Origin of the sequence: Telluria antibiotica (assembly GCF_011682055.1) — a bacterium.
Classification (GTDB): Bacteria; Pseudomonadota; Gammaproteobacteria; order Burkholderiales; family Burkholderiaceae_D; genus Telluria; species Telluria antibiotica.
The window spans coordinates 1-21,890 of the sequence record NZ_JAAQOM010000013.1 but is presented as its reverse complement, the minus strand read 5'-3'; the positions used below and the strand labels follow the sequence as shown (position 1 = coordinate 21,890).

19 protein-coding genes are annotated in these 21,890 nt (G+C 68.4%); 16 read left to right on the top strand and 3 right to left on the bottom strand.

The annotated features are described in order from the left end of the window. Positions 1–4 precede the first annotated feature (4 nt). Positions 5–1,099 carry a chorismate synthase gene (gene aroC, locus HAV22_RS20445; RefSeq protein WP_166861617.1) on the bottom strand — a complete coding sequence of 365 codons (1,095 nt, stop codon included), beginning with the start codon at positions 1,097–1,099 and terminating at the stop codon, positions 5–7. A gap of 176 nt (positions 1,100–1,275) precedes the next feature. On the opposite strand from aroC, the gene HAV22_RS20440 reads away from it, so the two are divergent. After that, positions 1,276–3,516, top strand: a complete 2,241-nt coding sequence (locus tag HAV22_RS20440) for a GGDEF/EAL domain-containing response regulator (protein ID WP_166861616.1) — start codon at positions 1,276–1,278, stop codon at positions 3,514–3,516. Positions 3,517–3,642: 126 nt separating this feature from the next. Here HAV22_RS20440 and HAV22_RS20435 read toward each other — a convergent pair whose 3' ends face one another. Beyond that, positions 3,643–4,098: a CBS domain-containing protein gene (locus tag HAV22_RS20435; protein ID WP_166861615.1), complete on the bottom strand. Its 456-nt coding sequence runs from the start codon at positions 4,096–4,098 to the stop codon at positions 3,643–3,645. A gap of 191 nt (positions 4,099–4,289) precedes the next feature. Between HAV22_RS20435 and HAV22_RS20430 the strand changes: the two genes are divergently transcribed. Genes HAV22_RS20430 through HAV22_RS20420 form a run of 3 tightly spaced genes read left to right on the top strand, consistent with a single transcriptional unit; the run spans position 4,290 to position 6,580 of the window. Beyond that, positions 4,290–5,426: a PLP-dependent transferase gene (locus HAV22_RS20430; RefSeq protein ID WP_166861614.1), complete on the top strand. Its 1,137-nt coding sequence runs from the start codon at positions 4,290–4,292 to the stop codon at positions 5,424–5,426. Between the two features lies 1 nt (position 5,427). After that, positions 5,428–6,237, top strand: coding sequence for an alpha/beta fold hydrolase (locus HAV22_RS20425; protein ID WP_166861613.1), 810 nt, complete (start codon positions 5,428–5,430; stop codon positions 6,235–6,237). A 34-nt stretch (positions 6,238–6,271) separates the two neighbouring features. Further along, positions 6,272–6,580, top strand: coding sequence for an Mpo1-like protein (locus HAV22_RS20420; RefSeq protein WP_166861612.1), 309 nt, complete (start codon positions 6,272–6,274; stop codon positions 6,578–6,580). Here the strand turns inward: HAV22_RS20420 and HAV22_RS20415 are convergent. After that, positions 6,570–7,940 carry a YihY family inner membrane protein gene (locus HAV22_RS20415; protein WP_229421337.1) on the bottom strand — a complete coding sequence of 457 codons (1,371 nt, stop codon included), beginning with the start codon at positions 7,938–7,940 and terminating at the stop codon, positions 6,570–6,572. The two genes, HAV22_RS20420 and HAV22_RS20415, sit on opposite strands and share 11 nt — an antisense overlap. Positions 7,941–8,016: 76 nt before the next feature. On the opposite strand from HAV22_RS20415, the gene wrbA reads away from it, so the two are divergent. The 12 genes from wrbA to HAV22_RS20355 all read left to right on the top strand — a co-directional run bounded on the left by wrbA (position 8,017) and on the right by HAV22_RS20355 (position 21,712). After that, on the top strand, positions 8,017–8,628 hold the full coding sequence (wrbA, locus tag HAV22_RS20410) for an NAD(P)H:quinone oxidoreductase (RefSeq protein ID WP_166861611.1): 612 nt from the start codon (positions 8,017–8,019) through the stop codon (positions 8,626–8,628). A 3-nt stretch (positions 8,629–8,631) separates the two neighbouring features. Further along, positions 8,632–9,030 (top strand): DUF2069 domain-containing protein, encoded by a 399-nt coding sequence (locus HAV22_RS20405; protein ID WP_166861610.1) that lies wholly within the window; start codon positions 8,632–8,634, stop codon positions 9,028–9,030. Next, the gene (locus HAV22_RS20400; protein ID WP_166861609.1) at positions 9,023–10,432 is read left to right on the top strand and encodes an FAD-binding oxidoreductase; all 1,410 of its coding nucleotides are present in this window, start codon (positions 9,023–9,025) and stop codon (positions 10,430–10,432) included. Before HAV22_RS20405 ends, HAV22_RS20400 begins: the two co-directional genes overlap by 8 nt. Positions 10,433–10,445: 13 nt before the next feature. Further along, positions 10,446–10,880, top strand: a complete 435-nt coding sequence (locus HAV22_RS20395) for a DUF4124 domain-containing protein (RefSeq protein ID WP_166861608.1) — start codon at positions 10,446–10,448, stop codon at positions 10,878–10,880. Continuing rightward, positions 10,868–13,417 (top strand): ABC transporter permease, encoded by a 2,550-nt coding sequence (locus tag HAV22_RS20390; RefSeq protein ID WP_166861607.1) that lies wholly within the window; start codon positions 10,868–10,870, stop codon positions 13,415–13,417. Before HAV22_RS20395 ends, HAV22_RS20390 begins: the two co-directional genes overlap by 13 nt. Further along, on the top strand, positions 13,417–14,484 hold the full coding sequence (locus HAV22_RS20385; protein WP_166861606.1) for a lipocalin-like domain-containing protein: 1,068 nt from the start codon (positions 13,417–13,419) through the stop codon (positions 14,482–14,484). The genes HAV22_RS20390 and HAV22_RS20385 overlap by 1 nt, the downstream gene beginning before the upstream one ends. 38 nt (positions 14,485–14,522) lie before the next feature. Further along, positions 14,523–16,346: an ABC transporter transmembrane domain-containing protein gene (locus HAV22_RS20380; RefSeq protein ID WP_166861605.1), complete on the top strand. Its 1,824-nt coding sequence runs from the start codon at positions 14,523–14,525 to the stop codon at positions 16,344–16,346. Positions 16,347–16,502: 156 nt separating this feature from the next. After that, positions 16,503–18,515 (top strand): methyl-accepting chemotaxis protein, encoded by a 2,013-nt coding sequence (locus HAV22_RS20375; protein ID WP_166861604.1) that lies wholly within the window; start codon positions 16,503–16,505, stop codon positions 18,513–18,515. An 88-nt stretch (positions 18,516–18,603) separates the two neighbouring features. Next, a complete protein-coding gene (locus HAV22_RS20370) occupies positions 18,604–19,695 on the top strand; it encodes a threonine aldolase family protein (RefSeq protein ID WP_166861603.1) in 1,092 nt (363 codons plus the stop codon). Between the two features lie 73 nt (positions 19,696–19,768). Then, positions 19,769–20,563 (top strand): thymidylate synthase, encoded by a 795-nt coding sequence (thyA, locus tag HAV22_RS20365; RefSeq protein WP_166861602.1) that lies wholly within the window; start codon positions 19,769–19,771, stop codon positions 20,561–20,563. 18 nt (positions 20,564–20,581) lie between these two features. Beyond that, entirely contained in the window at positions 20,582–21,070 is a 489-nt protein-coding gene (locus HAV22_RS20360; RefSeq protein WP_166861601.1) for a dihydrofolate reductase, read from the top strand. A gap of 27 nt (positions 21,071–21,097) precedes the next feature. After that, the gene (locus HAV22_RS20355) at positions 21,098–21,712 is read left to right on the top strand and encodes a DUF4337 domain-containing protein (RefSeq protein WP_166861600.1); all 615 of its coding nucleotides are present in this window, start codon (positions 21,098–21,100) and stop codon (positions 21,710–21,712) included. Positions 21,713–21,890: the final 178 nt, after the last annotated feature.

Genomic DNA, 21,890 nt, shown 5'->3' with positions numbered 1-21,890 from the left:
GGGATCAGCGCAGGCGCGGCGTATCGACGTGCACGTCGCCGCACTGGGCCCGGTGCATCAAGGCGTGGTCGATCAGCACGAGCGCCAGCATCGCTTCCGCGATCGGCGTCGCACGGATGCCCACGCACGGGTCGTGGCGACCGAACGTCTCGACCGACACGGGATTGCCGGCCTTGTCGATGGAACGGCGCGGCGTGCGGATCGACGACGTCGGCTTGATCGCGATCGACACGGCGATGTCCTGGCCCGTCGAAATCCCGCCCAGCACGCCGCCCGCGTTGTTGCCCACGAAGCCTTCCGGGGTCAGCTCGTCGCCGTGCTCGGAGCCCTTCTGCACGACCGAATGGAAGCCGGCGCCGATCTCCACGCCCTTCACGGCGTTGATGCCCATCATGGCGTAGGCGATGTCCGCGTCCAGCTTGTCGTAGATCGGCTGGCCGAGGCCCACGGGGACGTTCTTCGCGATGACGTCGATGCGTGCGCCGATCGAATCGCCGGCGCGGCGCAGGTCGTCCATCGCCGCTTCCATGCGCGCGATCAGGTCGGCGTCGGACGTGGCGGCGAAGAACGGGTTGGCGTGCACATGCTTGAAATCCTCGAACGGCACGGCGATGTCGCCCAACTGGCTCATGCAACCCATGAATTCGGTGCCGAATTTTTCGCGCATCCATTTCTTGGCGATGGCGCCGGCGCCGACGACGGGCGCCGTCAGGCGCGCCGACGAACGGCCGCCGCCGCGCGGGTCGCGCACGCCGTACTTGTGCCAGTACGCGTAGTCGGCGTGGCCGGGGCGGAAGGTGTCGGCGATGTTGCCGTAGTCCTTGCTGCGCTGGTCCGTGTTCTCGATCAGCAGCGCGATCGGCGTGCCCGTCGTCACCCCCTCGTAGACGCCGGACAGGATCTTGACCTGGTCGGCTTCCTGGCGTTGGGTCACGTGACGCGACGTGCCCGGCTTGCGGCGGTCCAGCTCCGGCTGGATGTCCGCTTCGGATAGCACGAGTCCCGGCGGGCAACCGTCGATCACGCAGCCGATTGCGGGACCGTGCGACTCGCCGAAAGTGGTGACGGAAAACAGCTTGCCAAATGTGTTGCCTGACATGGATTCTCGTTGGGTTGTGCGAATGGAATAAAAGATTTTACCAGCATGGGCCCGCAGGTGGGCAAAACCCATCTGCCTCAATAAAAATGTTGCCTTGTGGAATTTTCTTGCCTGACTGGATAACATTGCATATATACTTGTTCACAATCACCCGAGCTTACCTGGAGACGCAGCACATGCCCGCACCGAACACGCCCCCGGGCGCCGCACAGGACGATGACCTGGTGTTCGCAGACGAGACGCCGGCTATCGCTTCCGCCAGCGGCCATGCGTGGCGGGTGCTGATCGTCGACGACGACGCCGACGTCCATTCGACGACGACGTTCGCGCTGGGCAACCTCGAGATGCATGGCCGGCCGCTGGCGTTCCTGCACGCCTACTCGGCCGCCGAAGCGAAGGCCGTGCTCGAACGTGAGCACGACATCGCCGTGATCCTCCTCGACGTCGTGATGGAACAGCCGGACGCCGGCCTGCACCTCGTGCGCCACGTGCGCGACACGCTCGGACGCCACGACGTGCGCATCATCCTGCGCACGGGCCAGCCCGGCTACGCACCCGAGATGGACGCCATCCGCGGCTACGACATCAACGACTACCGCACGAAATCGGAACTCACCCGCACGAAGCTGTACACGAGCGTGGCCGCCGCGATCCGCGCCTACGAACAGATCCACGCGCTGGAAGACAGCCGCAGGGGCCTGGCCGAGGTCGTGCGCGCGAACACGGAGCTGATGGCCCTGCATTCCGTCGGCGGGATGAGCCTCGGCATCCTGCGCGAAGTGGCCACCCTCGCCGGCCAGCGGGCCGACGGCGTGCTGTGCGTCTGCCCGCCGGATGCCGCCAGCGTCGCCTGGCACGTGCTGGCCAGCTGCGGCCCCAGCGCCGGACTGGCGCGCGACGGCATGCTGGCCGCGGGCGCGGATGGCCCGGGGGCGGCCCTCGCACAGGCGCTGGCCGAACGCCGCAACCTGTACCATGACGATCACCTGGCGCTGTACTTTCCCGGCAAGGCGCACGCGGACTTCGCTGCCTGGGTGCGCCTGACGCGGCCGCTGGACGACCTGCGCCGCGGCCTCGTCGACGTCTTCACGAGCAGCATCGCCGTCGGCCTGGACAACGTGGCGCTGATGACGGACCTGCACCGTGCGGCGTTCTACGATCCGCTGACGGGCCTGCCGAATCGGACGCGCCTTGTCGAACTCGTCGACGACAGCCTGCAGGCCGGCGCCGACGCGACCCTCTGCCTCGTCGACATCGACCAGTTCTCGGAAACGAACGACGCGCTCGGCCACCAGTTCGGCGACGCCCTGCTCGTTGCGGTGGCCCAGCGCCTGCGTGCGCGCCTCGACGCGGGCCTCGCGCTGGCGCGCATCGGCGGCGACATCTTCAGCCTGCTGGGCCCGGCCGATCTCATCGACCCGGCCGCGATGCAGGACCTGTTCGCGGCGCCGTTCTCCATCGAAGGCCAGGACGTGCAAGTGTCGGCGACGCTGGGCCTTGTGCGCCTCGTCGAGCACGACGGCAATGCGGGCGACGCGCTGAAGGACGCCGATATCGCATTGAAACGCGCGAAGAGCCAGCGGCGCGGCGGCCATTTCTATTTTTCGCGCGGCATGGGCGTGGAAATCCGCGAGCGCGTCCGGCTGATGCACGCGCTGCGCAGCGGCTTCGCCCGCGGCGAACTGTTCCTCGCCTACCAGCCGCAGGTGGAACTGGCCGCGCGCCGCGCCTATGGCGCCGAAGCCCTGCTGCGCTGGCGCACGGAAGACGGCCGTTTCGTGCCGCCCGACCGCTTCATCCCCATCGCGGAGTATTCGGGCCTGATCATCGACATCGGCGCCTGGGTGCTGCGCGAAGCGTGTGCGGAACTCGTGCGCGTGCGTACGGCCGGCCACCTCGATTTCACGATGTCGATCAACGTCTCGCAAGTCCAGTTCCGCCACCCGCACTTCATCGACATGCTGCGCCAGGCATTGGACGACACCGGCGCACCGCCGGAAAGAGTGGAACTGGAAATCACGGAATCGATGGCGATGGAAGAGCCCGACCTCCTGATCGAGCGCCTCGCGGAGATCAAGCGGACCGGCGTGTCGATCGCCATCGACGACTTCGGTACGGGCTTCTCGTCGCTGTCGTACCTGCAGCGCCTTTGCGTGGACCGGCTGAAGATCGACCGCACGTTCGTCACCGAGATCACGGACGCGGCGCGCGGCAGCAGCATCGCCGAGATGGTGATCGAGCTGGGGCGCAATCTCGGGCTGTCGATCATCGCCGAGGGTGTCGAAGACGAGCGCCAGGCGCAGATCCTGCAGACGCTCGGCTGCCCGCTGGCGCAGGGCTATCTGTTCGCGCGGCCCCTGGCGCCGGCGGCGCTCATCGAGTGGCTGGCCAACGATGCGCTGACGCGCGCCGCCTAAGAATGGGCTGCACTTAACGTAGGGTGGGCACCCCGTGCCCACGCGGACGTTAGCGTTAGGTTTGCGTTACGCGTGGGCACAGGGGTGCCCACCCTACGGGAACGCTGATGCGGAAGAAGTGGCCGCTCAATCCTCGGCCATCTGCTCCGCAGGCCAGTCGCGAATATAAGCCTTGAGCATGCGGTTCTCGAAGCTCTGCGCTTCCAGCACGGCCTTCGCGACGTCGTAGAACGAGATCACGCCCAGCAAGGTGCGCGCGTTCATGACGGGCAAGTAGCGCGCGTGCTTTTCCAGCATGATGCGGCGTACTTCGTTGACTTCGGTGTCCGGCGTGACGGTGATCGGGCTGTCGTCCATGTGCTTGCGCACGGTGCCCGCGGACTCGAGCGAGCCGCCATGCGCGTGCAAGGCCTTGATGACCTCGCGGAAGGTCAACATGCCGACCAGGTCGCCGAATTCCATCACGACGAGCGAGCCGATGTCGCGCTCGGCCATCGTGGCGGCGGCGTTGGCCAGGTCGGTGTCCGGCGACACGGTGTACAGAATGTCGCCCTTGACCTGCAGGATTTCCGATACCTTCATTTGGACCCCCTTGATTGGAGATGCGTACTGCGTTGTGTATTTCATAAATTTGACTCTAGCCTAAGCAACCCGAAAAATCCAGCTTTATGCCTTGCAACCGTGCACAACGCACCATCATGATGATTAAATGTAACGGTTAGCGCTATCGGATGCTAGCATGCGCCGTCTTCGTCATTCAGGAATAGCACGCCATGAGCGGACCCAGGCATCCCGGCTTCACCACCCTCGCGCTGCACACGGCCGCCGGCGCGCCAGGCGCCCCCGCGCCCACCGCCGTGCTGGAAGAGCGCATCGCCGCCCTCGAAGGCGGCGTGGCCGGCATCGCGACGGCCAGCGGCCAGGCCGCCCTGCACCTCGCGCTCGCGACGCTGGCCGGCGCCGGCCACCACGTCGTCGTCGCCGACAACGTGCGCCCCGATGCCGGCGCGCTGCTCGCGCACGGGCTCGCGCGCTTCGGCGTCACGGCGACGTTCGTCGACCCGCGCGACCCGGACGCCTGGCGCAATGCCATCCGGCCGGAAACGCGCGTGCTGTTCGGTGCGGCGCTCGGCCATGCGGCCCTCGACGTGCTCGACATCCCGTCCGTCGCGGCCATCGCGCACGAGCACGACCTGCCGCTGCTCGTCGACGCGACGCTCGCGACACCCTGGCTGTTGCAGCCATTCGACCACGGCGCCGACCTCGTCGTCCACGCCGCCGGCTTCCTGGCCGGCCAGGCCGGCGCGGCGGGCGGGCTGCTCGTCGACGGCGGGACGTTCGACTGGCACGCGGCCCACGTGCGCACGGGGCGCTATCCCGGCCTGTGCGAACCCGACGCACGCTTCGGCGGCCGGGTGTTTGCCGAGGAATCCACCGTGGGCGCATTCGCCCTGGGCGCGCGTCACGCCGGGCTGGCCGACTTCGGCGCCGTGCTCGGCGCGCACGATGCGGCCACCGTGCTGCGGGGCCTCGACACGCTGGGCGTGCGCATGGAGCGCCACGTCGCCGGCGCGCACAAGATCGCGGAGGCGCTCGTGCGCCATCCGGCCGTCGCGCGCGTCGCGCATCCGGACCTGGACAGCCACCCGGACCACGCCCTCGCCCGCCGGCTGCTGCCGCGCGGCTGCGGCGCCGTCGTCCCGTTCGCGCTGCAGGGCGGCCCGGCAGCGGCCGGCCGCTTCCTCGGCGCGCTGCAGGTCGTCGGCCGCGGCGATGCCTTCGGCGGCCCGCGCTCGCTGGCGGCAAGCGACGGCGGCGGCATGGTCAGCCTGGCGATCGGCCTGGAAGACACGGACGACCTGGTCGACGACATCACCCGCGCCCTCAAACTCGCGCAGAAAGGAGCCTGACATGCAGCTCGACGTGAACGGCAGCACCGCCTACGCGTACACGGCCGGCACCCGGCCCGGACGCGGCACACCCGCCATCGTGTTCATCCACGGCGCCCAGAACGACCATTCCGTCTGGACGGCGCAGGCGCGCCGCTGCGCGCAACTTGGCCTGGACGTCCTCGCCGTCGACCTCCCGGGCCACGGCCGCAGCGCCGGCCCCGCGCTGGCGACTGTGGAGGCGATGGCCGCATGGGTGCTCGCCGTGCTGGACGCGGCCGGCATCGACCGCGCCATCCTCGCCGGCCACAGCATGGGATCGCTGATCGCCCTCGACGCCGCCTATCGTGCACCGGCACGCGTGCGCGCCCTGGCGCTGCTGGGCAGCACGTGGCCCATGAAGGTGTCGGACGCACTGCTGGAGACGGCCCGCACGGACGAGGCGGCCGCGATCGACATGGTGAACATGTGGTCGCACGCGAGCATCGCGCCGGCGGCGCCGGGCCAGCCGCAGGGCGTCTGGGTACCGGGCGCGTCGCGCCGCCTGATGCAGCGCATGGCCCAGATGAACCCGGCGCAACTGTTCTACACGGACTTCGTCGCGTGCAACACGTACGGGGACGGTGGTGCCGCGGCGCAGGCCGTTGCATGCCCGACCTTGTTCGTGCAGGCCCGGCGCGACGTGATGACGCCACCCCGCTCGGCCGGCGCGCTCGTCGCGGCGATCCCGCACGCGCGCGTGGCCGCGATCGATTGCGGCCATTCGATGATGACGGAACAGCCGGAAGTGGTGTCGGGCTTGCTGGAGGACTTCGTGCGCGCCCTCGATTAATCTACACTGGGGACGGACCCAACCGGAGACCCGCATGGCCGCAGTACGCTACGACACCTTCGCACGGTTCTATCCCTACTACCTGGCACAGCACGAGCACCGGCTGTGCCGGCGCACGCACTTCCTCGGCACGTCGTCGGCCATCGCCGCCGTCGCGCAATACATCGCCACGCCGAATTCGTGGTGGCTGCCGCTGGCCGTGGTGACGGGCTACGGCGGCGCCTGGATCGGGCACTTCGTGTTCGAGAAGAACCGCCCGGCCACGTTCGACTACCCGTGGTACTCGTTCCGCGCCGACTGGGTGATGTACTGGGAAATGCTGACAGGCAAGCTCAGCTGGTAGACGGCGCCGTGGAGATGCGGTCGAAATGGTTGGCCAGGGTTTCGTCGAGGCCCTGCTCGACGGCGGCCTCGACCTCGCGCGCGAGCGCGGCCGTGTCGAGCGCCAGCGGCGCCTGCGCGGCATCGACGGCGGCTCCCGCTTCGCTGCCGATGCCGCCGAACACGAACAGCCGGTAGACGTCGGCCAGCCTCACGGAACGCGGGTCGACGAGCAGCACCCAGCAATCGGTCCCTGCCCGCACGCTTCGCCCCCAGCGCTGCGCATCGACCTGCACCTGCCCGACCCAGCCCGCGCCCACCATCTGCTCCAGCAGGCTCGTCATTTCGTCGTAACCGATCCGCGTAAAGGCGCGGATGCGGGCGCTCGACACCATCGCCGTCCCCGTCAGCCGGGCGCTGCCGTGCAAGACCTTCAGCACGGCCATCGCGTCGACGAACGCGCCGCCCGGCACCGGTTCGTACCACCAGCGCTCGTACTTGACGATGGGCAGCGCCGCCGTCAGCAGGGCGCCCACCAGGGTGATCATCCACGATAAATACATCCACACGAGGAACAGCGGCAGCGCCGCCAGCGCGCCATAGATGATGGCGTACGTGGGGAACTGGCGGATGAAGATGGCGAACACGCGCTTGGCGATCTCGAAGGCGATGGCCGCCACCAAGCCGCCCCAGACGGCGTCGCGCCAGTCGACGTCGCGGTTCGGCACGACGCGGTACAGCAGCGCGTACACACCCGTCGTCAGCGCGATCGACACGACCGTGTAGAAGACGGCGCCCAGGAACGGCACGAGGCTCATCAGGCCGTTCGTCGCGGAAAACAGCTGCGACGTCAACGTGAGCGAAATACCGAACGCCAGCGGTGCCAGGGTGACGAGCGCCCAGTACACGAGCACCCGCTGCACGAGGGGCCGCGGCCGGCGCACTTTCCAGATCTGGTTGAACGCCCGCTCGATCGTGCTGATCATTGCCACGGACGTGAACACGAGCGCGATACCGCCCACGGCCGACAGCCCCGTCGCCTTGCTGGCGAACTGCGTCAGGTTCGACGTGATCGTGTTCGCAATCGCCTTGGGCATCAGCATCTGGACAAAATAATTGTCGAGGGCCGTGCGCAGCTTGCCGAACATGGGAAACGTCGTGAAGATGGCCAGCACGATCGTCAGCAGCGGCACGATGGCCAGGGTCGTCGTGAACGTGAGGCTGCCCGCCACCTGGGGCAGCTTTTCTTCGGTCAGGCGGCGGCGCGCGAAGCGCACGAGGTCGCGCGCCTCGTTCCACGTCAGTCCGCGCACCCGGTCGACGCCCGTGCTGATCATCTCGGTCGTGCTGCGGGACAGGTTGGTGACGGTCTTGGAAAGCATCGATAGGCAAAAGGCCCGCGACAAAAAGCCTTTGTGGCGGGCGTGTCATCTTGTAAAGCGCCCTATAATACCAACGATGAACCCAACCAATGAGATTATCCTCGTGTTGTACTACTCGCGTCATGGGAAGACGCGGCGGCTGGCGGAACTGATCGGCCAGGGCGTCGACAGCATACCGGGCATGGAAGCCCGGCTGCGGACCGTGCCGGCCGTGTCGACCGTGGCCGAGGCAACGGAACCCGACATCCCGCGTTCGGGCAGCCCGTACGTCGAACTCGAGGACCTGGCCGAATGCGCCGGGCTGGCACTTGGGTCGCCCACGCGATTCGGCAACATGGCGGCAGCGATGAAATATTTTTGGGACGGCACGTCCGCGCAGTGGCTGTCCGGCACCTTGGCCGGCAAGCCGGCCGCCGTGTTCACGTCGACCGGCAGCCTGCATGGAGGCCAGGAATCGACGTTGCTTTCCATGATGATCCCGCTGCTGCACCACGGCATGATGGTGATGGGCCTGCCCTACACCCAGCCGGAACTGATGACCACCGCCAGCGGCGGCAGTCCCTACGGCGCGACCCACTGGTCGGGCGTGGACGGCAACCGCCCGGTGTCCGACGACGAGAAGCGGCTCGCGATCGCGCTCGGCCGGCGCCTTGCGCTGGCGGCCCGCAAACTGCAGGGGACGGATTAAGTAATGCAAGTGCTAAGGGTGTTTCATACGGGCGCGGTGACCAGTCTGGTCCTGCTGTTCGCGTGGCTGCTGGCCTGGGAAATCGTCGTGGCGCCGCTCCATCCGGGCGGCTCGCTGCTCGCGTTGAAGGCCTTGCCGCTGCTGCTGCCGCTGCGGGGTGTCCTCAAGCGCGACCTGTACACGCTGCAATGGTCGTCGATGGTGATCCTGATCTACCTCGTCGAAGGCATCGTGCGCGCGTGGAGCGACCGCACGGAACTGTCGCGCATGATGGCGCTGGGCGAGACCTTGCTCGTCGTCGCGTACTTCCTGTTCGCGCTGCTGTACCTGCGGCCGTACAAGAAGCAGGCGCAGAAGCTGGCGAAGGAATTGCTCGACAAGGTCAAAGTCCCGCATGACTGACGGCTTCCTGGAACGCTGCGGCGCCATCGTCGGCGCGGGCCACCTCCTTGTCGACGACCACGACACCGCGCCCTACCTGACCGACTGGCGCGGCCGTTTCACGGGACGCGCCCGCGCCGTCGTGCGGCCAGCGAACACCGCGCAAGTGGCCGCCGTCGTGCGCCTCTGCGCCGAACTGGCCGTGCCGATCGTCCCGCAGGGTGGCCGCACGGGCCTCGTGCTGGGCAGCGTCCCGGACGCGACGGGCGCTGCCGTCGTGCTGTCGCTGCGCCGCCTGAACCGCATCCGCGCCGTCGATCCGTTCAACCGCACGATGACGGTGGACGCCGGCTGCATCCTGCACGACGTCCAGCAGGCGGCCGCGGAACACGGCCTGCTGTTTCCGCTGTCGCTGGCGGCCGAAGGCAGTTGCACGATCGGCGGCAATTTGTCGACCAATGCGGGCGGCACGGGCGTGCTGCGCTATGGGAATACGCGGGAGCTGTGCCTCGGCCTCGAGGTCGTCACGGCGCAGGGCGACGTGTGGGATGCGCTGCGCGGCCTGCGCAAGGACAACACGGGTTACGACCTGCGCGACCTGTACGTGGGCGCCGAGGGCACACTGGGCGTCATCACGGCCGCCGTGCTGAAGCTGTTCCCGCAGCCGAAAGCGGCGATCACGGCGCTTGTCGCGCTGGCCAGTCCGCGCGACGCGCTGGCGCTGCTGAAGCTCGTGGAGGCCGAATGCGGCCCCACGCTGACGGGCTACGAATTGATGAGCGACGTCAGCCTGCGCCTCGTCGCCAGCCACTTCCCCGACCTGCCACGGCCGTTCCCGGAGCGCTATCCGCAGTATGCGCTGCTGGAGTTGTCGAGCCACGAATCCGAGGCACACGGCGTCGCGCTGCTGGAGCGCGCCATCGAGCGGGCGCTGGAGGACGGCCTCGCGCGCGACGCCGTCGTCGCGACGTCGATCGCGCAGTCGCGCGCGCTGTGGGCGATCCGCGAGCACATCCCGCTCGCGCAGGCGGCCGCCGGCAAGAACATCAAGCACGACATCTCCGTCCCGATCTCGCGCATCGCGGACTTCATCGAGACGACGGAGGCCCAGCTCGAAGCGGATTACCCTGGCGTGCAGGTCGTCTGCTTCGGCCACCTGGGTGACGGCAACCTGCACTACAACGTGGCACCGCCGGACGGCATCGGCCACGACGACTTCCTCGCCGAGCAAGGCCCCATCAACCGCATCGTGCACGACAGCGCGGCGGCGCACGGCGGGTCGATCTCGGCCGAACATGGCGTCGGCGCGCTGAAGCGGGACGAGCTGCCGCGCTACAAGTCACCCGTCGAGCTGCGGCTGATGCGTGCGATCAAGGCCGCGCTCGACCCGCTGGGCATCATGAACCCCGGTAAAATCCTTTGACCCGGACCCGATCATGACACGCCTGCTCCCACTCCTCGCCGCCTGCCTGCTGACCAACGCCCTCGCCGACCCCGTCTACAAATGCACGCAGGACGGCAAGACCACTTACGCGGACCGACCCTGCGCCCAGGGCCGATCCGCCGTACTGCCGCCGCCGGCCGGCATCCGTCCCGAAGGCGCGGAGACCGTGGCGACGCGCGATGCCCGCACCTTGCTGGAACTGGAAAAACTGCGCGCCGCGCGCGAAAAAGAAGAGCAGCGCAGCGACCGCGCCTACGGCCGCCAGGCCCGCGCCGCGGCCGCGCACCGCAAGCAGTGCGCGCGCCTCCAGTTGCGCCGGCAGTGGGCCGACGAAGACGCCGCCCGCCTGACGGGCCGCGCGAAGACGGCCGCGCAGCGGCGGCTGCAGCGGACCAAGGCGGCGCTGGCGGTGGAATGTCCGGCGTGAGCCAGCTCGCACGCTGGCTCCTGTTCGGCGAGTGGCGTGCGCACCCGATGCGCGCCGTGCTGGCCGTCGTCGCCATCGCCGTCGGCGTGGCGATGGGCTTTGCCATCCACCTGATCAACGCTGCGGCGTTCAACGAATTCAATGCGGCCGTGCACAGCCTGTCCGGCCAGGCCGATGTGCAGGTGACGAGCCGCGAGGCGCTGTTCGACGAAGACGTCTACCCGCATCTCGCCCGGCACGAAGGCGTCGCCGTCGCGTCGCCCGTGCTGGAGATCGACGCCGCACGTGCCGATGGCCAAGGGGTTCTGAAGATCGTCGGCATCGATGCCTTCCGCGCCGGTTATATTGCGCCCGACCTGATGGGCGTGCCCGACGCCGCGCACCCGTACGACGTCCTCGCCGACGACGCCGTGTTCCTGTCGCCGGCCGCACAGGCCTGGCTGGGCAAGGCGCGGGGCGACACGATCGGCCTGCGCGCGGGCACGCGCGACCTGCACCTGCGCGTGGCGGGGGCGATCCTGCGCGCACGCAGCGGCCAGCGCCTCGGCGTGATGGACGTCGGTGCGCTGCAATGGCGTTTTCATCTCGTCGGCAAGCTGTCGCGCGTCGACCTGAAACTGCGCGACGGCGTCGACCGCGCCGCATTCGAACGGGCGCTGGCGGCGCAGCTCGAGCGCGATTATCCCGGCCGCTTCGCGGTCGGCCGGCCCGGCGACGCGAACCAGGAAAGCCGCAGCAATAACCTCAGTCGCGCCTACCGCGTCAACCTGACGGTGCTCGCGCTCGTCGCGCTGTTCACGGGCGCATTCCTCGTATTTTCCACGCAGGCGCTGTCCGTGCTGCGCCGGCGGAGCCAGTTCGCGCTGCTGCGCGTGCTGGGCCTGCCGCGCCGCGCGCTGCTGCGCCAGGTGCTGGCGGAAGGCGCGCTTCTCGGCGTGCTCGGTGCGCTGCTCGGCATCGCGGGCGGCTATGCGCTCGCGGCCGCGGCGCTCGCGCTGTTCGGCGGCGACCTGGGTGCCGGCTACTTCCCCGGCGTGAAGCCGCACGTCGCGTTCGCGCCGGGCGCCGCGCTCGTCTACTTCGGCCTGGGCCTCTCCGTCGCACTGCTCGGCTGCGCGGCCCCGGCGCTCGAGGCGGCACGCGCCCGGCCCGCCATCGCGCTCAAATCCGGCAACGACGAAACGGCGCTCGCGCGCCTGAACCGGGTCGGGCCAGCCGTCGTCTGCCTCGCGCTCGCCGCCGCGTGCGCGTTCGCGCCGCCCGTGCTTGGGCTGCCGCTGTTCGGCTACCTCGCCGTGGCATTGCTGCTCGTGGGCGGCATCGGCCTGATGCCGCGGCTCGCGGCGTCCGCGTTCCGGCTGCTCGACCGCCTGCTGCGCCGGCGCGGCGAGCGTGCACCCGTGCTGGCACTGACCTTGGCGCGCCTGGCGAACGCGCCGGGCCAGGCATCGATCGCGCTCGGCGGCGTGCTCGCCAGCTTCAGCCTGATGGTCGCAATGGGGATCATGGTCGCCAGTTTCCGCGTCTCCGTCGACGACTGGATCCTGCACATCCTCCCGGCCGACCTGTACGTGCGCAGCAGCGCGGGCGGCAACACGGGCGGCCTCGGACCGCAGGAGCAGACCGCAATCGCCGGAGTTTCCGGCGTCGCGCGCAGCGCGTTCCTGCGTACGCGCCCGCTGTCGCTCGACCCGGCGCGACCGAACGTGGTCCTCGTCGCGCGCGACCTCGATCCCGCCGATCCCGGCCGCATGCTCGCCCTCGTGGGCGACGCCGTGCCCGTACCCGCGGGCCGGCGGCCGGTGTGGGTATCGGAAGCGATGACGGACCTGTACCACGTCCACCCGGGCCAGGTGTTCACGTTGCCCCTGGGCGGCCGGCCGGAGCCTTTCTTCGTCGCCGGCGTCTGGCGCGACTACGCGAACCAGACGGGCTCCGTCGTCGTGCGCCTGGCCGACTACCGCGCGCTGACGGGCGATACCACCGTCACCGACGCCGCCCTGTGGGCCGCACCCGGTGCCGACGCCGCGCGCATCGAAGGCGGACTGCGGCGCCTGCCGTTCGGCGCGGCGCTGCAGATGGCGCGCCCGGGTGACATCCGCGCCATGAGCCTGCGGATCTTCGACCGCAGTTTCGCCGTCACCTATCTGCTGGAAGCGATCGCCATCGGCATCGGCTTGTCCGGCGTGGCCGCGACGTTTTCCGCGCAGACGCTCGCGCGCGCCAAGGAATTCGGCATGCTGCGCCACGTGGGCGTCACGCGCCGCCAGGTGCTGGGCATCCTTGCCGTCGAAGGGGGCGCCCTCACCGCGTTGGGCGTGCTGACCGGGTTCGTGCTGGGCCTCGTCATCAGCCTGATCCTGGTCTACGTCGTGAATCCGCAATCGTTCCACTGGACGATGCAGCTGCACCTGCCGTGGCCCCTGATCGGCAGCGTGGCCGGTGTGCTCGTGGCGGCATCCGTCGCGACGGCGCTCGTGTCGGGCCGCTACGCACTGTCCGGCGGGCCGGTGCGCGCCGTGCGGGAGGATTGGTGATGGCGCTGCTCCGCATCCTGATCCTGTGGCTCGCGGCCGCGTGCGCGCACGCGGCGCCGCCCGTGTTCGCGGCCGTCACGCCGGGCCGCGCGCTGGCCTTCCCCGCCGACTATGGCGCGCATCCCGACTACCGCACGGAATGGTGGTACGCGACCGGCTGGCTGCGCACGCCGGACGGCAAGCCGCTCGGTTTCCAGGTCACGTTCTTCCGGAGCCGCACGGAGACGGACCCCGCGAACCCGAGCGCGTTCGCGCCAAAGCAGCTGATCATCGGCCACGCCGCGCTGTCCGATCCGGCACTGGGCCACCTCGTGCACGACCAGAGAAGCGCCCGCGCCGGCTTCGGCCTCGCCTACGCCGACACGGGAACGACGGACGTGAAGCTGGACGACTGGCGCATGCGCCGCGAGCCCGACGGCCGCTACCTCGTCGTCGTGCGGTCCGGCGAGTTCGCGTTCACCTTGCGCCTCGCGCCCACGCAACCCGTGCTGCTGCAAGGCGCAGCCGGCTATTCGCAAAAAGGCCCGCAACCGGGCCACGCCAGCTATTACTACAGCGAACCGCACCTGCAGGTGGACGGCGAGATCGTCCGTGCCGGCCGCAAGGAACCCGTGACGGGCGCCGCGTGGCTCGACCACGAATGGTCCAGCCAGGTGCTGGATGCGAACGCCACCGGCTGGGACTGGACCGGCATCAACCTCGACGACGGCGGCGCCCTGATGGCCTTCCGGATCCGCGCCAAGGATGGGAGTACACTGTGGGCCCACGCGACCTGGCGCGACGGATCCGGCAGGATGACGCAGTACGGTCCCGATCAGGTGCGCTTCGCACCGCTGCGCACCTGGACGTCGCCGCGCACGAACGCCGCCTACCCGGTGGCCACGACGTTGACGACGGGGTCGACCGCATGGCGCATCGAACCACTGCAGCCCGACCAGGAACTCGATTCGCGCCGTTCGACGGGGGCCGTTTACTGGGAAGGCGCCGTCAGCGCGGAACGCGACGGCAAGCCCGCAGGACGGGGCTACCTGGAACTGACCGGCTACGTCGCCGCGATGAAGCTGTGAACGCGGACACCCGCATACCAAGAACCACGATTGAAGACATGAGCAACGGCACCACCACCGACACGACCACCTCCGTACCCGCCTCCCGCAAGGGCGCCCTCGCCGCATTGAAAGGCCTGCTGCCGTTCCTGCGCCCGTACCGCCGCCAGTTCCTGTTCGCCGGCATCGCGTTGCTCGTCGCGGCCGGCGCAACGCTGGCGATCCCGTATGCGTTCAAGCAGATGATCGACCACGGCTTCGGGGCCAAAGGCGGGGCCGCAAGCGCCGCCAGCGTCAACACGACCTTCCTCGCGCTGTTCGGCGTCGCCGCGATCCTCGCGGTGGCAACGGCGGCCCGCTACTACACGGTGTCGTGGCTGGGCGAGCGCGTGACGGCCGACATCCGCAGCGCCGTCTACCGCCACGTCGTCGAACAGAGCCCGGAATTCTTCGAGACGACGCGCACGGGCGAAGTGCTGTCGCGCCTGACGACGGACACCACCTTGATCCAGGCCGTCGTCGGCACGAGCATCTCGCTCGCGCTGCGCAACACGCTGCTGTTCGTCGGCGGCCTCGCGATGCTGTTCGTGACGAGCGCCAAGCTCACGTCGATCATCCTCGGCCTGCTGGTACTCGTCGTCGTGCCGATCGTGCTGTTCGGCCGGCGCGTGCGCAAGCTGTCGCGCGATTCGCAGGACCGCATCGCGGATGCATCGGCCATGGCCGGCGAGATCCTCAACGCCATGCCCACCGTGCAGGCCTTCACGCACGAAAAGATCGAGGCGCAGCGCTTCGGCGCCTCCGTCGAGGGTGCGTTCGCGACCGCGATGCGGCGCATCCGCGCGCGCGCCGTGCTGACGATGCTCGCCATCGCCCTCGTGTTCGGCGCCATCGTGTTCGTGCTGTGGCTCGGCGCGCACGCCGTGCTGGAAGGGACGATGACGGGCGGCGACCTGGGCCAGTTCATCCTGTACGCGTCGATCGTCTCCGGCGCCATCGGCGCGCTGTCCGAAGTGATGGGCGAGGCGCAGCGCGCGGCCGGCGCCACGGAACGCCTGCTGGAACTGCTCGCCGTCCAATCCGACATCCGCAACCCGGCGCACCCGACGGTCCTGCCCGCACGCACCGCGGGCGGCGCCGCGCTGCAGCTCGCGCACGTGCAGTTCTCGTACCCGTCGCGTCCGGAAGCGGCTGCGCTGGACCACGTGAACCTCGACGTGAAGCCCGGCGAGACGGTGGCCGTCGTGGGCCCGTCCGGTGCCGGCAAAACCACGTTGTTCCAGCTGCTGCTGCGCTTCTACGACCCGCAATCGGGCAGTATCCGGCTGGACGGCGTGGACATCCGCGACCTCGACCTGCACGTGCTGCGCGACGCGATCGGCATCGTCCCGCAGGACACGGTGATCTTCTCCGCGAACGCGCTGGAAAACATCCGCTACGGCCGTGCCGACGCTTCGGACGCGGAAGTGATCGCCGCCGCGAAGCTCGCCGCCGCGCACGAATTCATCGAACGCCTGCCGGAAGGCTACCAGTCGTACCTGGGCGAACGGGGCGTGCGCCTGTCGGGCGGCCAGCGCCAGCGCATCGCCATCGCCCGCGCGCTGCTGAAAAATCCGCCGCTACTGCTGCTCGACGAGGCGACGAGCGCCCTCGACGCCGAGTCGGAACGCCTGGTGCAGCGCGCGCTGGAGGCGGCGATGGTGGGCCGCACCACCTTGATCATCGCGCACCGATTGGCCACCGTGCAGCGGGCCGACCGGATCATCGTGATGGAGGATGGCCGCATCGTCGAAACGGGCACGCACGCGTCGCTCGTGGCATTGGGCGGCATCTACGCCAACCTGGCGGCTTTGCAATTCCATAACGTCCAGGTCGCGCATTGAGTTGGCGAGGCAATAACACGAGCAGGTGGTTTCCTGGCAGTTCGTGCCATCGCGGCAAGATTTTGTTGCACGAACACGTCGAAAATGGCTCACATTTTTTTGTTGCCTTGCGGATACTTGACGTAACATAGACCAACATCACCTCTTCGCTTCGTCATGAACAAACAATCGTTCCGTGTCGCCAACTGGACAGTCGGCACCAAGATCACCGCATTCACGTTCGCCCTCGTCAGCGTCATCCTCGCCGGCCTCGTCTTCACCATCACCTGGACGACCTCGTCGATGCTGCACGCCCGTGCCATCGCCAACGTCGAATCCGAACTGCAGAGCGTCGTCAACGCGGTCGAGATGTTCGACAAGGTAATGAAGAGCCAGGCCATCAGCTTCGGCCGCATCTTCGCCGCGCAATTCGAAGGCGAATTCACGCTCGACACGAGCACCATGGTCGCGGTCGGCGACAAGCAGGTGCCCACGTTGAAGATCGCCGGCAAGCCGCTGAACCTCGACTTCACCTTGCCCGACCGCTTCACGCAGCAGACGGGCGGCAACGCGACGATCTTCGCCGCCAGCGGCGACGACTTCGTCCGCGTCAGCACCTCCGTCAAGAAGGAAAACGGCGACCGCGCCATCGGCACGATTCTCGACCATGCGAGCCCCGCGTACGCCGCCGTCCAGGCCGGCAGGCCCTACATCGGCATCGTCAAGCTGTTCGGCAAGCCGTTCGTCACGGACTACGAACCGATCCGCGACGCATCCGGCAAGGTGATCGGCATCCTCTACGTCGGCCTCGACGCGGAAGCGAACATCAGTGCCCTGCGCGAACGCATCAAGAAGATGAAGGTGGGCGACACGGGCTACTACTTCGTGCTCGATGCGACGAAGGGCAAGACCTACGGCGACCTGATCGTCCACCCCGTCAAGGAAGGCAAGAATATCCTGGGTAGCAAGGATGCCGGCGGCCGCGAATTCATCAAGGAGATGCTGGAAACGCAGCACGGCATCATGGCGTATCCGTGGCAGAACGCGGAAGCCGGCGAGACGGCGCCCCGGATGAAGGTTGCCGCGTACACGCTGTTCAAGGACTGGAACTGGCTGATCGCCGGCGGCACGTACGAGGACGAGATCACGAAGGAAGCGGCCAGCCTGCGCAACCGCTACATCGTCATCGGCCTCGTGGCACTGGCCATCTTCGCGGCGGTCCTGCACACCGTCATGAAACGCACCGTCACCCGCCCGCTGGTCCGGGCGCGCGATGCCGCCGTGCGCATCGCCGAGGGCGACCTGACCGTGCGCATGGACGTCGACCGCAGCGACGAGATCGGCCTGCTGGCCGACGCCATGAACAACATCAGCAGCAGCCTGTCCAATGTCGTGGGCCAGGTGCGCCACGGCGCCGAACAGATCGCCGGTGCGTCCGGCGAAATCTCGAGCGGCAACCTGGACCTGTGTTCCCGCACCGAGCAGCAGGCGGCCAACCTCGCCTCGACGGCGAACTCGATGCAGGACCTGACGGAAACCGTGCGCCGCAACGCCGGCGACGCGCACGAGGCGAACCAGCTCGCGGTGAACACGTCGATGGTGGCGCAGGAAGGCGGCCGCATGGTGCGCCAGGTGATCGAGACGATGGACACGATCAAGGCGTCGTCCGGCAAGATCGGCGACATCATCGGCGTCATCGACGGCATCGCGTTCCAGACCAATATCCTCGCGCTGAACGCCGCCGTCGAGGCGGCACGCGCGGGCGAACAGGGCCGCGGTTTCGCGGTCGTCGCGACCGAGGTGCGCAACCTCGCGCAGCGCAGCGCCGCCGCGGCGAAGGAAATCAAGGGCCTGATCGTCGCGTCGACGGAGGAAGTGGACGCCGGCAGCCGCATCGTGCAGGAAGCGGGCGTCACGATGACGGAAGTGCTGGCCAGCGCCGAGAAGGTCACGGCGATCATGGCCCGCATCAGCACGGCGAACGCCGCGCAGAGCAGCGGCATCGAGCACATCAACCGCTCGATCGGTGAAATGGACCAGGTGACGCAGCAGAACGCCGCGCTCGTCGAGGAAGCCAGCGCCGCCGCGCAGGCCATGCAGGAACAGGCCGGCCACCTGGCACGTGCCGTGCGCCTGTTCAAGCTGGACCAACAGCAGGCCGCCGCGCGGCCGGCCCTGACCCAGTACTGACTTGCAGGCGGCGGGTGCCCTTCCGCGTCCGCCGGCTTCGGTGTAGAGTAGCGCGGACCACCCGGCCCGTCCTGCCCTGGAGCCCCGATTGTCCGACACCGACCTGCTCTCCCGCTGCACCACCGTCCTCCCCGGCCATCGCGCCCGCACGCCGGCCGAAATGTTCGCCGCGATGGCCGCCTGGTGCGAAGCGAACGGCATCGTCCACGACACCTACGGCGACGGTGCGCTGATCCAGCGCTTCGAGGCCCGCGTGGCCGAACTGCTGGGCATGGAGGACGCCGTGTTCTGCATCAGCGGCACGATGGCCCAGGCGACGGCGCTGCGCCTCGCCGCCGACGCCCGCGGCCGCGCGCCCGTCGTGCTGCATCCGACCGCGCACGTGTTCGTCCACGAACGTTCGAATTTCCAGCTGCTCGGCCACTTCGACGCGCTGCGCGCGGGCGACCCGCATCGTCCGTGGTCGGCGGCCGACATCGGCGGCATCCCGGACCGGCTGGCCGCGGTCGCGCTCGAGATTCCCATGCGCGAGATCGGCGGCCAGTTGTCACCATGGGAGGACCTCGAGGCGATCAAGGCGCACTGCCGCGCGCGCGGCATCCACTTGCACATGGACGGCGCCCGCGTGTGGGAGGCGGCGGCCGGCTATGGCCGTCCCGTGGCCGAGATCGCGGCGGGCTTCGACACCGTGTACACGTCGCTGTACAAGGGCATCGGCGGGCTCGGTGGCGCGATGCTGGCGGGGCGCCGCGACGTCATCGCGGAAGCTGCGGAATGGTTCAAGCGCCTGGGCGGCAACGTGTTCCAGCGTTCGCCGTACGTGGTCGCCGCGGCGATGCAGTTCGAGCAGCGCCTGGCCGCGATGCCCGCCTGCTTCGCCCGCACCCTGTTCCTGTACGATGTGCTGCGCGACTATCCCGAACTGCGCGTGAACCCGGCGCGGCCCCAGGCCAATATGCTGCACGTGCACCTGCCCGTGGGCCGCGAGCGCGCCCTGGAAATCCGCCGCGAACTCGCGCGCGACCACGGCATCTGGATCTTCAACCGCATCAGCCACGGCGTGCTGCCGGACACCGCGTTCTTCGAGCTCTACGTGGGCGACAACCTGCTCGATGCGCCGGACGGCCGCGTGCGCGAAGCCGTCGCGCTGCTGGCGGACGCCGTGCGCCGCGGCGCGTAAACATCCCATGCGGACCCGCGCCGCAATCGGTTAAAATGCGCGGGTTTTCAATCTTTCACTGCGAGCCACACCGATGCGTCAATACCACGACCTGATGCGCCATGTGCTGGAGCATGGCACGGTCAAAACCGACCGCACCGGCACCGGCACCCGCTCCGTGTTCGGCCACCAGATGCGCTTCAACCTGCAGGACGGGTTCCCGCTGGTGACGACGAAGAAGCTGCACCTGAAATCGATCATCCATGAGCTGATCTGGTTCCTCGCCGGTTCCACGAACATCGCATACCTGAAGGACAACGGCGTCTCGATCTGGGACGAGTGGGCCGACGCCAACGGCGACCTCGGTCCCATCTACGGCTACCAGTGGCGCAGCTGGCCCACGCCGTCCGGCGAGCACATCGACCAGATCTCGCAGGTCATGGACCAGATCAAGCACAACCCGGATTCGCGCCGCATGATCGTCTCGGCGTGGAACGTGGCCGACGTGCCGAAGATGAAGCTGCCCCCGTGCCATGCGCTGTTCCAGTTCTACGTCGCGGACGGCAAGCTGTCGTGCCAGCTGTACCAGCGCAGCGCCGACATCTTCCTCGGTGTCCCGTTCAACATCGCGTCGTACGCGTTGCTCACGCACATGATGGCCCAGCAGGCCGGCCTGGACGTGGGCGACTTCGTGTGGACGGGCGGCGACTGCCACCTGTATTCGAACCACATGGAACAGGTCGAGCTGCAGCTGTCGCGCGCGGAACGTCCGCTGCCCAAGCTGTCCATCCGCCGCAAGCCCGACTCGCTGTTCGACTACAAGTTCGACGACTTCGAAATCGCCGGCTACGACCCGCATCCGGCCATCAAGGCGCCCGTCGCCGTGTAAGCAAGCAAGGAGGTTCCCATGGCCACCCACCTGTCCCTCGTCGTCGCGATGGATGCCAACCGCGGCATCGGCGTCGACAACACGCTGCCCTGGCATCTGCCGGAAGACCTCGCGCACTTCAAGCGCGTCACGCTCGGCCACCCGATCATCATGGGCCGCAAGACCTTCGAATCGATCGGCCGCCCGCTGCCGGGCCGGCGCAACATCGTCGTCACGCGCAATCGCGACTGGCGCCATGACGGCGTTGACGTGGTCCATTCGTTCGATGAAGCCGTGGCCCTCGTCGGCGCCGACTCGGCCAGCATCATCGGCGGCGCGCAGATCTTCGCGGAAGCGATGCGCGTCGCGGACCGGCTGATCGTCACGCACATCGACAAGGTCTATCGCTGCGACACGTTCTTCCCCGCGATCGACAGCAGCGAATGGACGGCCGTGTCGAACGAGCCCCTGCATTCGCCGACGGCGGACGTCGACTACGCCATCGTCACCTACGACAAAGTCAAGTAACTCAAGTCACCTCACACGAGCACCACCATGTCCGAACACGGCTTTCACGTCCACGGACCGCACGACCACGCGGTCGAACATGCCGCCCACCATGGCGGCGATACCTTCTCCAACAACATCGCGGTGATGACGGCGATCCTCGCCACCGTCGGCGCGCTGTTCGGCTACCTCGGCGGCGCCACGCAGACCGAGGCCGCGCTGTACAAGAACAACGCGGCGATCGCGAAGACTGCCGCGGCCGACGCCTGGAACTACTACCAGGCCAAGTCGATCAAGCAGAACATCGCGGAGATGGCCGCGTCGCTGCCGGGTGCCGACCAGGAACGCTTCAAGGCCCAGGCCGCCCGCTACGACGCGGACAAGACGAAGAACCGCACGGAGGCGGAAAAGCTCGACAAGCAGTCGGACGAGTGGAACGAGAAGTCGGAGCACGCGCTGCACACGCACCACCAGTGGGCGTTGGCGACGACGGCCGAGCAGATCGCCATCTCGCTCGCAGCGATCACCTTGCTGACGCGGCGGCGCTGGCTGCTGTCGGTCACGTACGTCGTGGCCGTCATCGGCTTCGCGCTGGGCGCGTTCGCGTGGTTCCACGTCGATCCGCTGGGTGCGTTGACGGCCGGTGCCGGCGCCGCGCATTAACGTAGGGTGGGCAACCCTTGCCCACCAAATGTCCGCGTCGCCGCAACGCAGGGTGGGCACGGGGTGCCCACCCTAACGGTCATTGCAGAGCGGCCGCCCCGGGGCATGAAAGAATACAGGGTGGAAGGCTGGCGATAGAGGTCGAGCATTAATCGTGGAGGTAAATCCCCGACCCTAA

Bases quoted from the DNA above. Each gene is read 5' to 3' on its own strand.
- aroC (WP_166861617.1), bottom strand. From the start codon at position 1,099: ATGTCAGGCAACACATTTGGCAAGCTGTTTTCCGTCACCACTTTCGGC.
- HAV22_RS20440 (WP_166861616.1), top strand. From the start codon at position 1,276: ATGCCCGCACCGAACACGCCCCCGGGCGCCGCACAGGACGATGACCTG.
- HAV22_RS20435 (WP_166861615.1), bottom strand. From the start codon at position 4,098: ATGAAGGTATCGGAAATCCTGCAGGTCAAGGGCGACATTCTGTACACC.
- HAV22_RS20430 (WP_166861614.1), top strand. From the start codon at position 4,290: ATGAGCGGACCCAGGCATCCCGGCTTCACCACCCTCGCGCTGCACACG.
- HAV22_RS20425 (WP_166861613.1), top strand. From the start codon at position 5,428: ATGCAGCTCGACGTGAACGGCAGCACCGCCTACGCGTACACGGCCGGC.
- HAV22_RS20420 (WP_166861612.1), top strand. From the start codon at position 6,272: ATGGCCGCAGTACGCTACGACACCTTCGCACGGTTCTATCCCTACTAC.
- HAV22_RS20415 (WP_229421337.1), bottom strand. From the start codon at position 7,940: ATGCTTTCCAAGACCGTCACCAACCTGTCCCGCAGCACGACCGAGATG.
- wrbA (WP_166861611.1), top strand. From the start codon at position 8,017: ATGAACCCAACCAATGAGATTATCCTCGTGTTGTACTACTCGCGTCAT.
- HAV22_RS20405 (WP_166861610.1), top strand. From the start codon at position 8,632: ATGCAAGTGCTAAGGGTGTTTCATACGGGCGCGGTGACCAGTCTGGTC.
- HAV22_RS20400 (WP_166861609.1), top strand. From the start codon at position 9,023: ATGACTGACGGCTTCCTGGAACGCTGCGGCGCCATCGTCGGCGCGGGC.
- HAV22_RS20395 (WP_166861608.1), top strand. From the start codon at position 10,446: ATGACACGCCTGCTCCCACTCCTCGCCGCCTGCCTGCTGACCAACGCC.
- HAV22_RS20390 (WP_166861607.1), top strand. From the start codon at position 10,868: ATGTCCGGCGTGAGCCAGCTCGCACGCTGGCTCCTGTTCGGCGAGTGG.
- HAV22_RS20385 (WP_166861606.1), top strand. From the start codon at position 13,417: ATGGCGCTGCTCCGCATCCTGATCCTGTGGCTCGCGGCCGCGTGCGCG.
- HAV22_RS20380 (WP_166861605.1), top strand. From the start codon at position 14,523: ATGAGCAACGGCACCACCACCGACACGACCACCTCCGTACCCGCCTCC.
- HAV22_RS20375 (WP_166861604.1), top strand. From the start codon at position 16,503: ATGAACAAACAATCGTTCCGTGTCGCCAACTGGACAGTCGGCACCAAG.
- thyA (WP_166861602.1), top strand. From the start codon at position 19,769: ATGCGTCAATACCACGACCTGATGCGCCATGTGCTGGAGCATGGCACG.
- HAV22_RS20360 (WP_166861601.1), top strand. From the start codon at position 20,582: ATGGCCACCCACCTGTCCCTCGTCGTCGCGATGGATGCCAACCGCGGC.
- HAV22_RS20355 (WP_166861600.1), top strand. From the start codon at position 21,098: ATGTCCGAACACGGCTTTCACGTCCACGGACCGCACGACCACGCGGTC.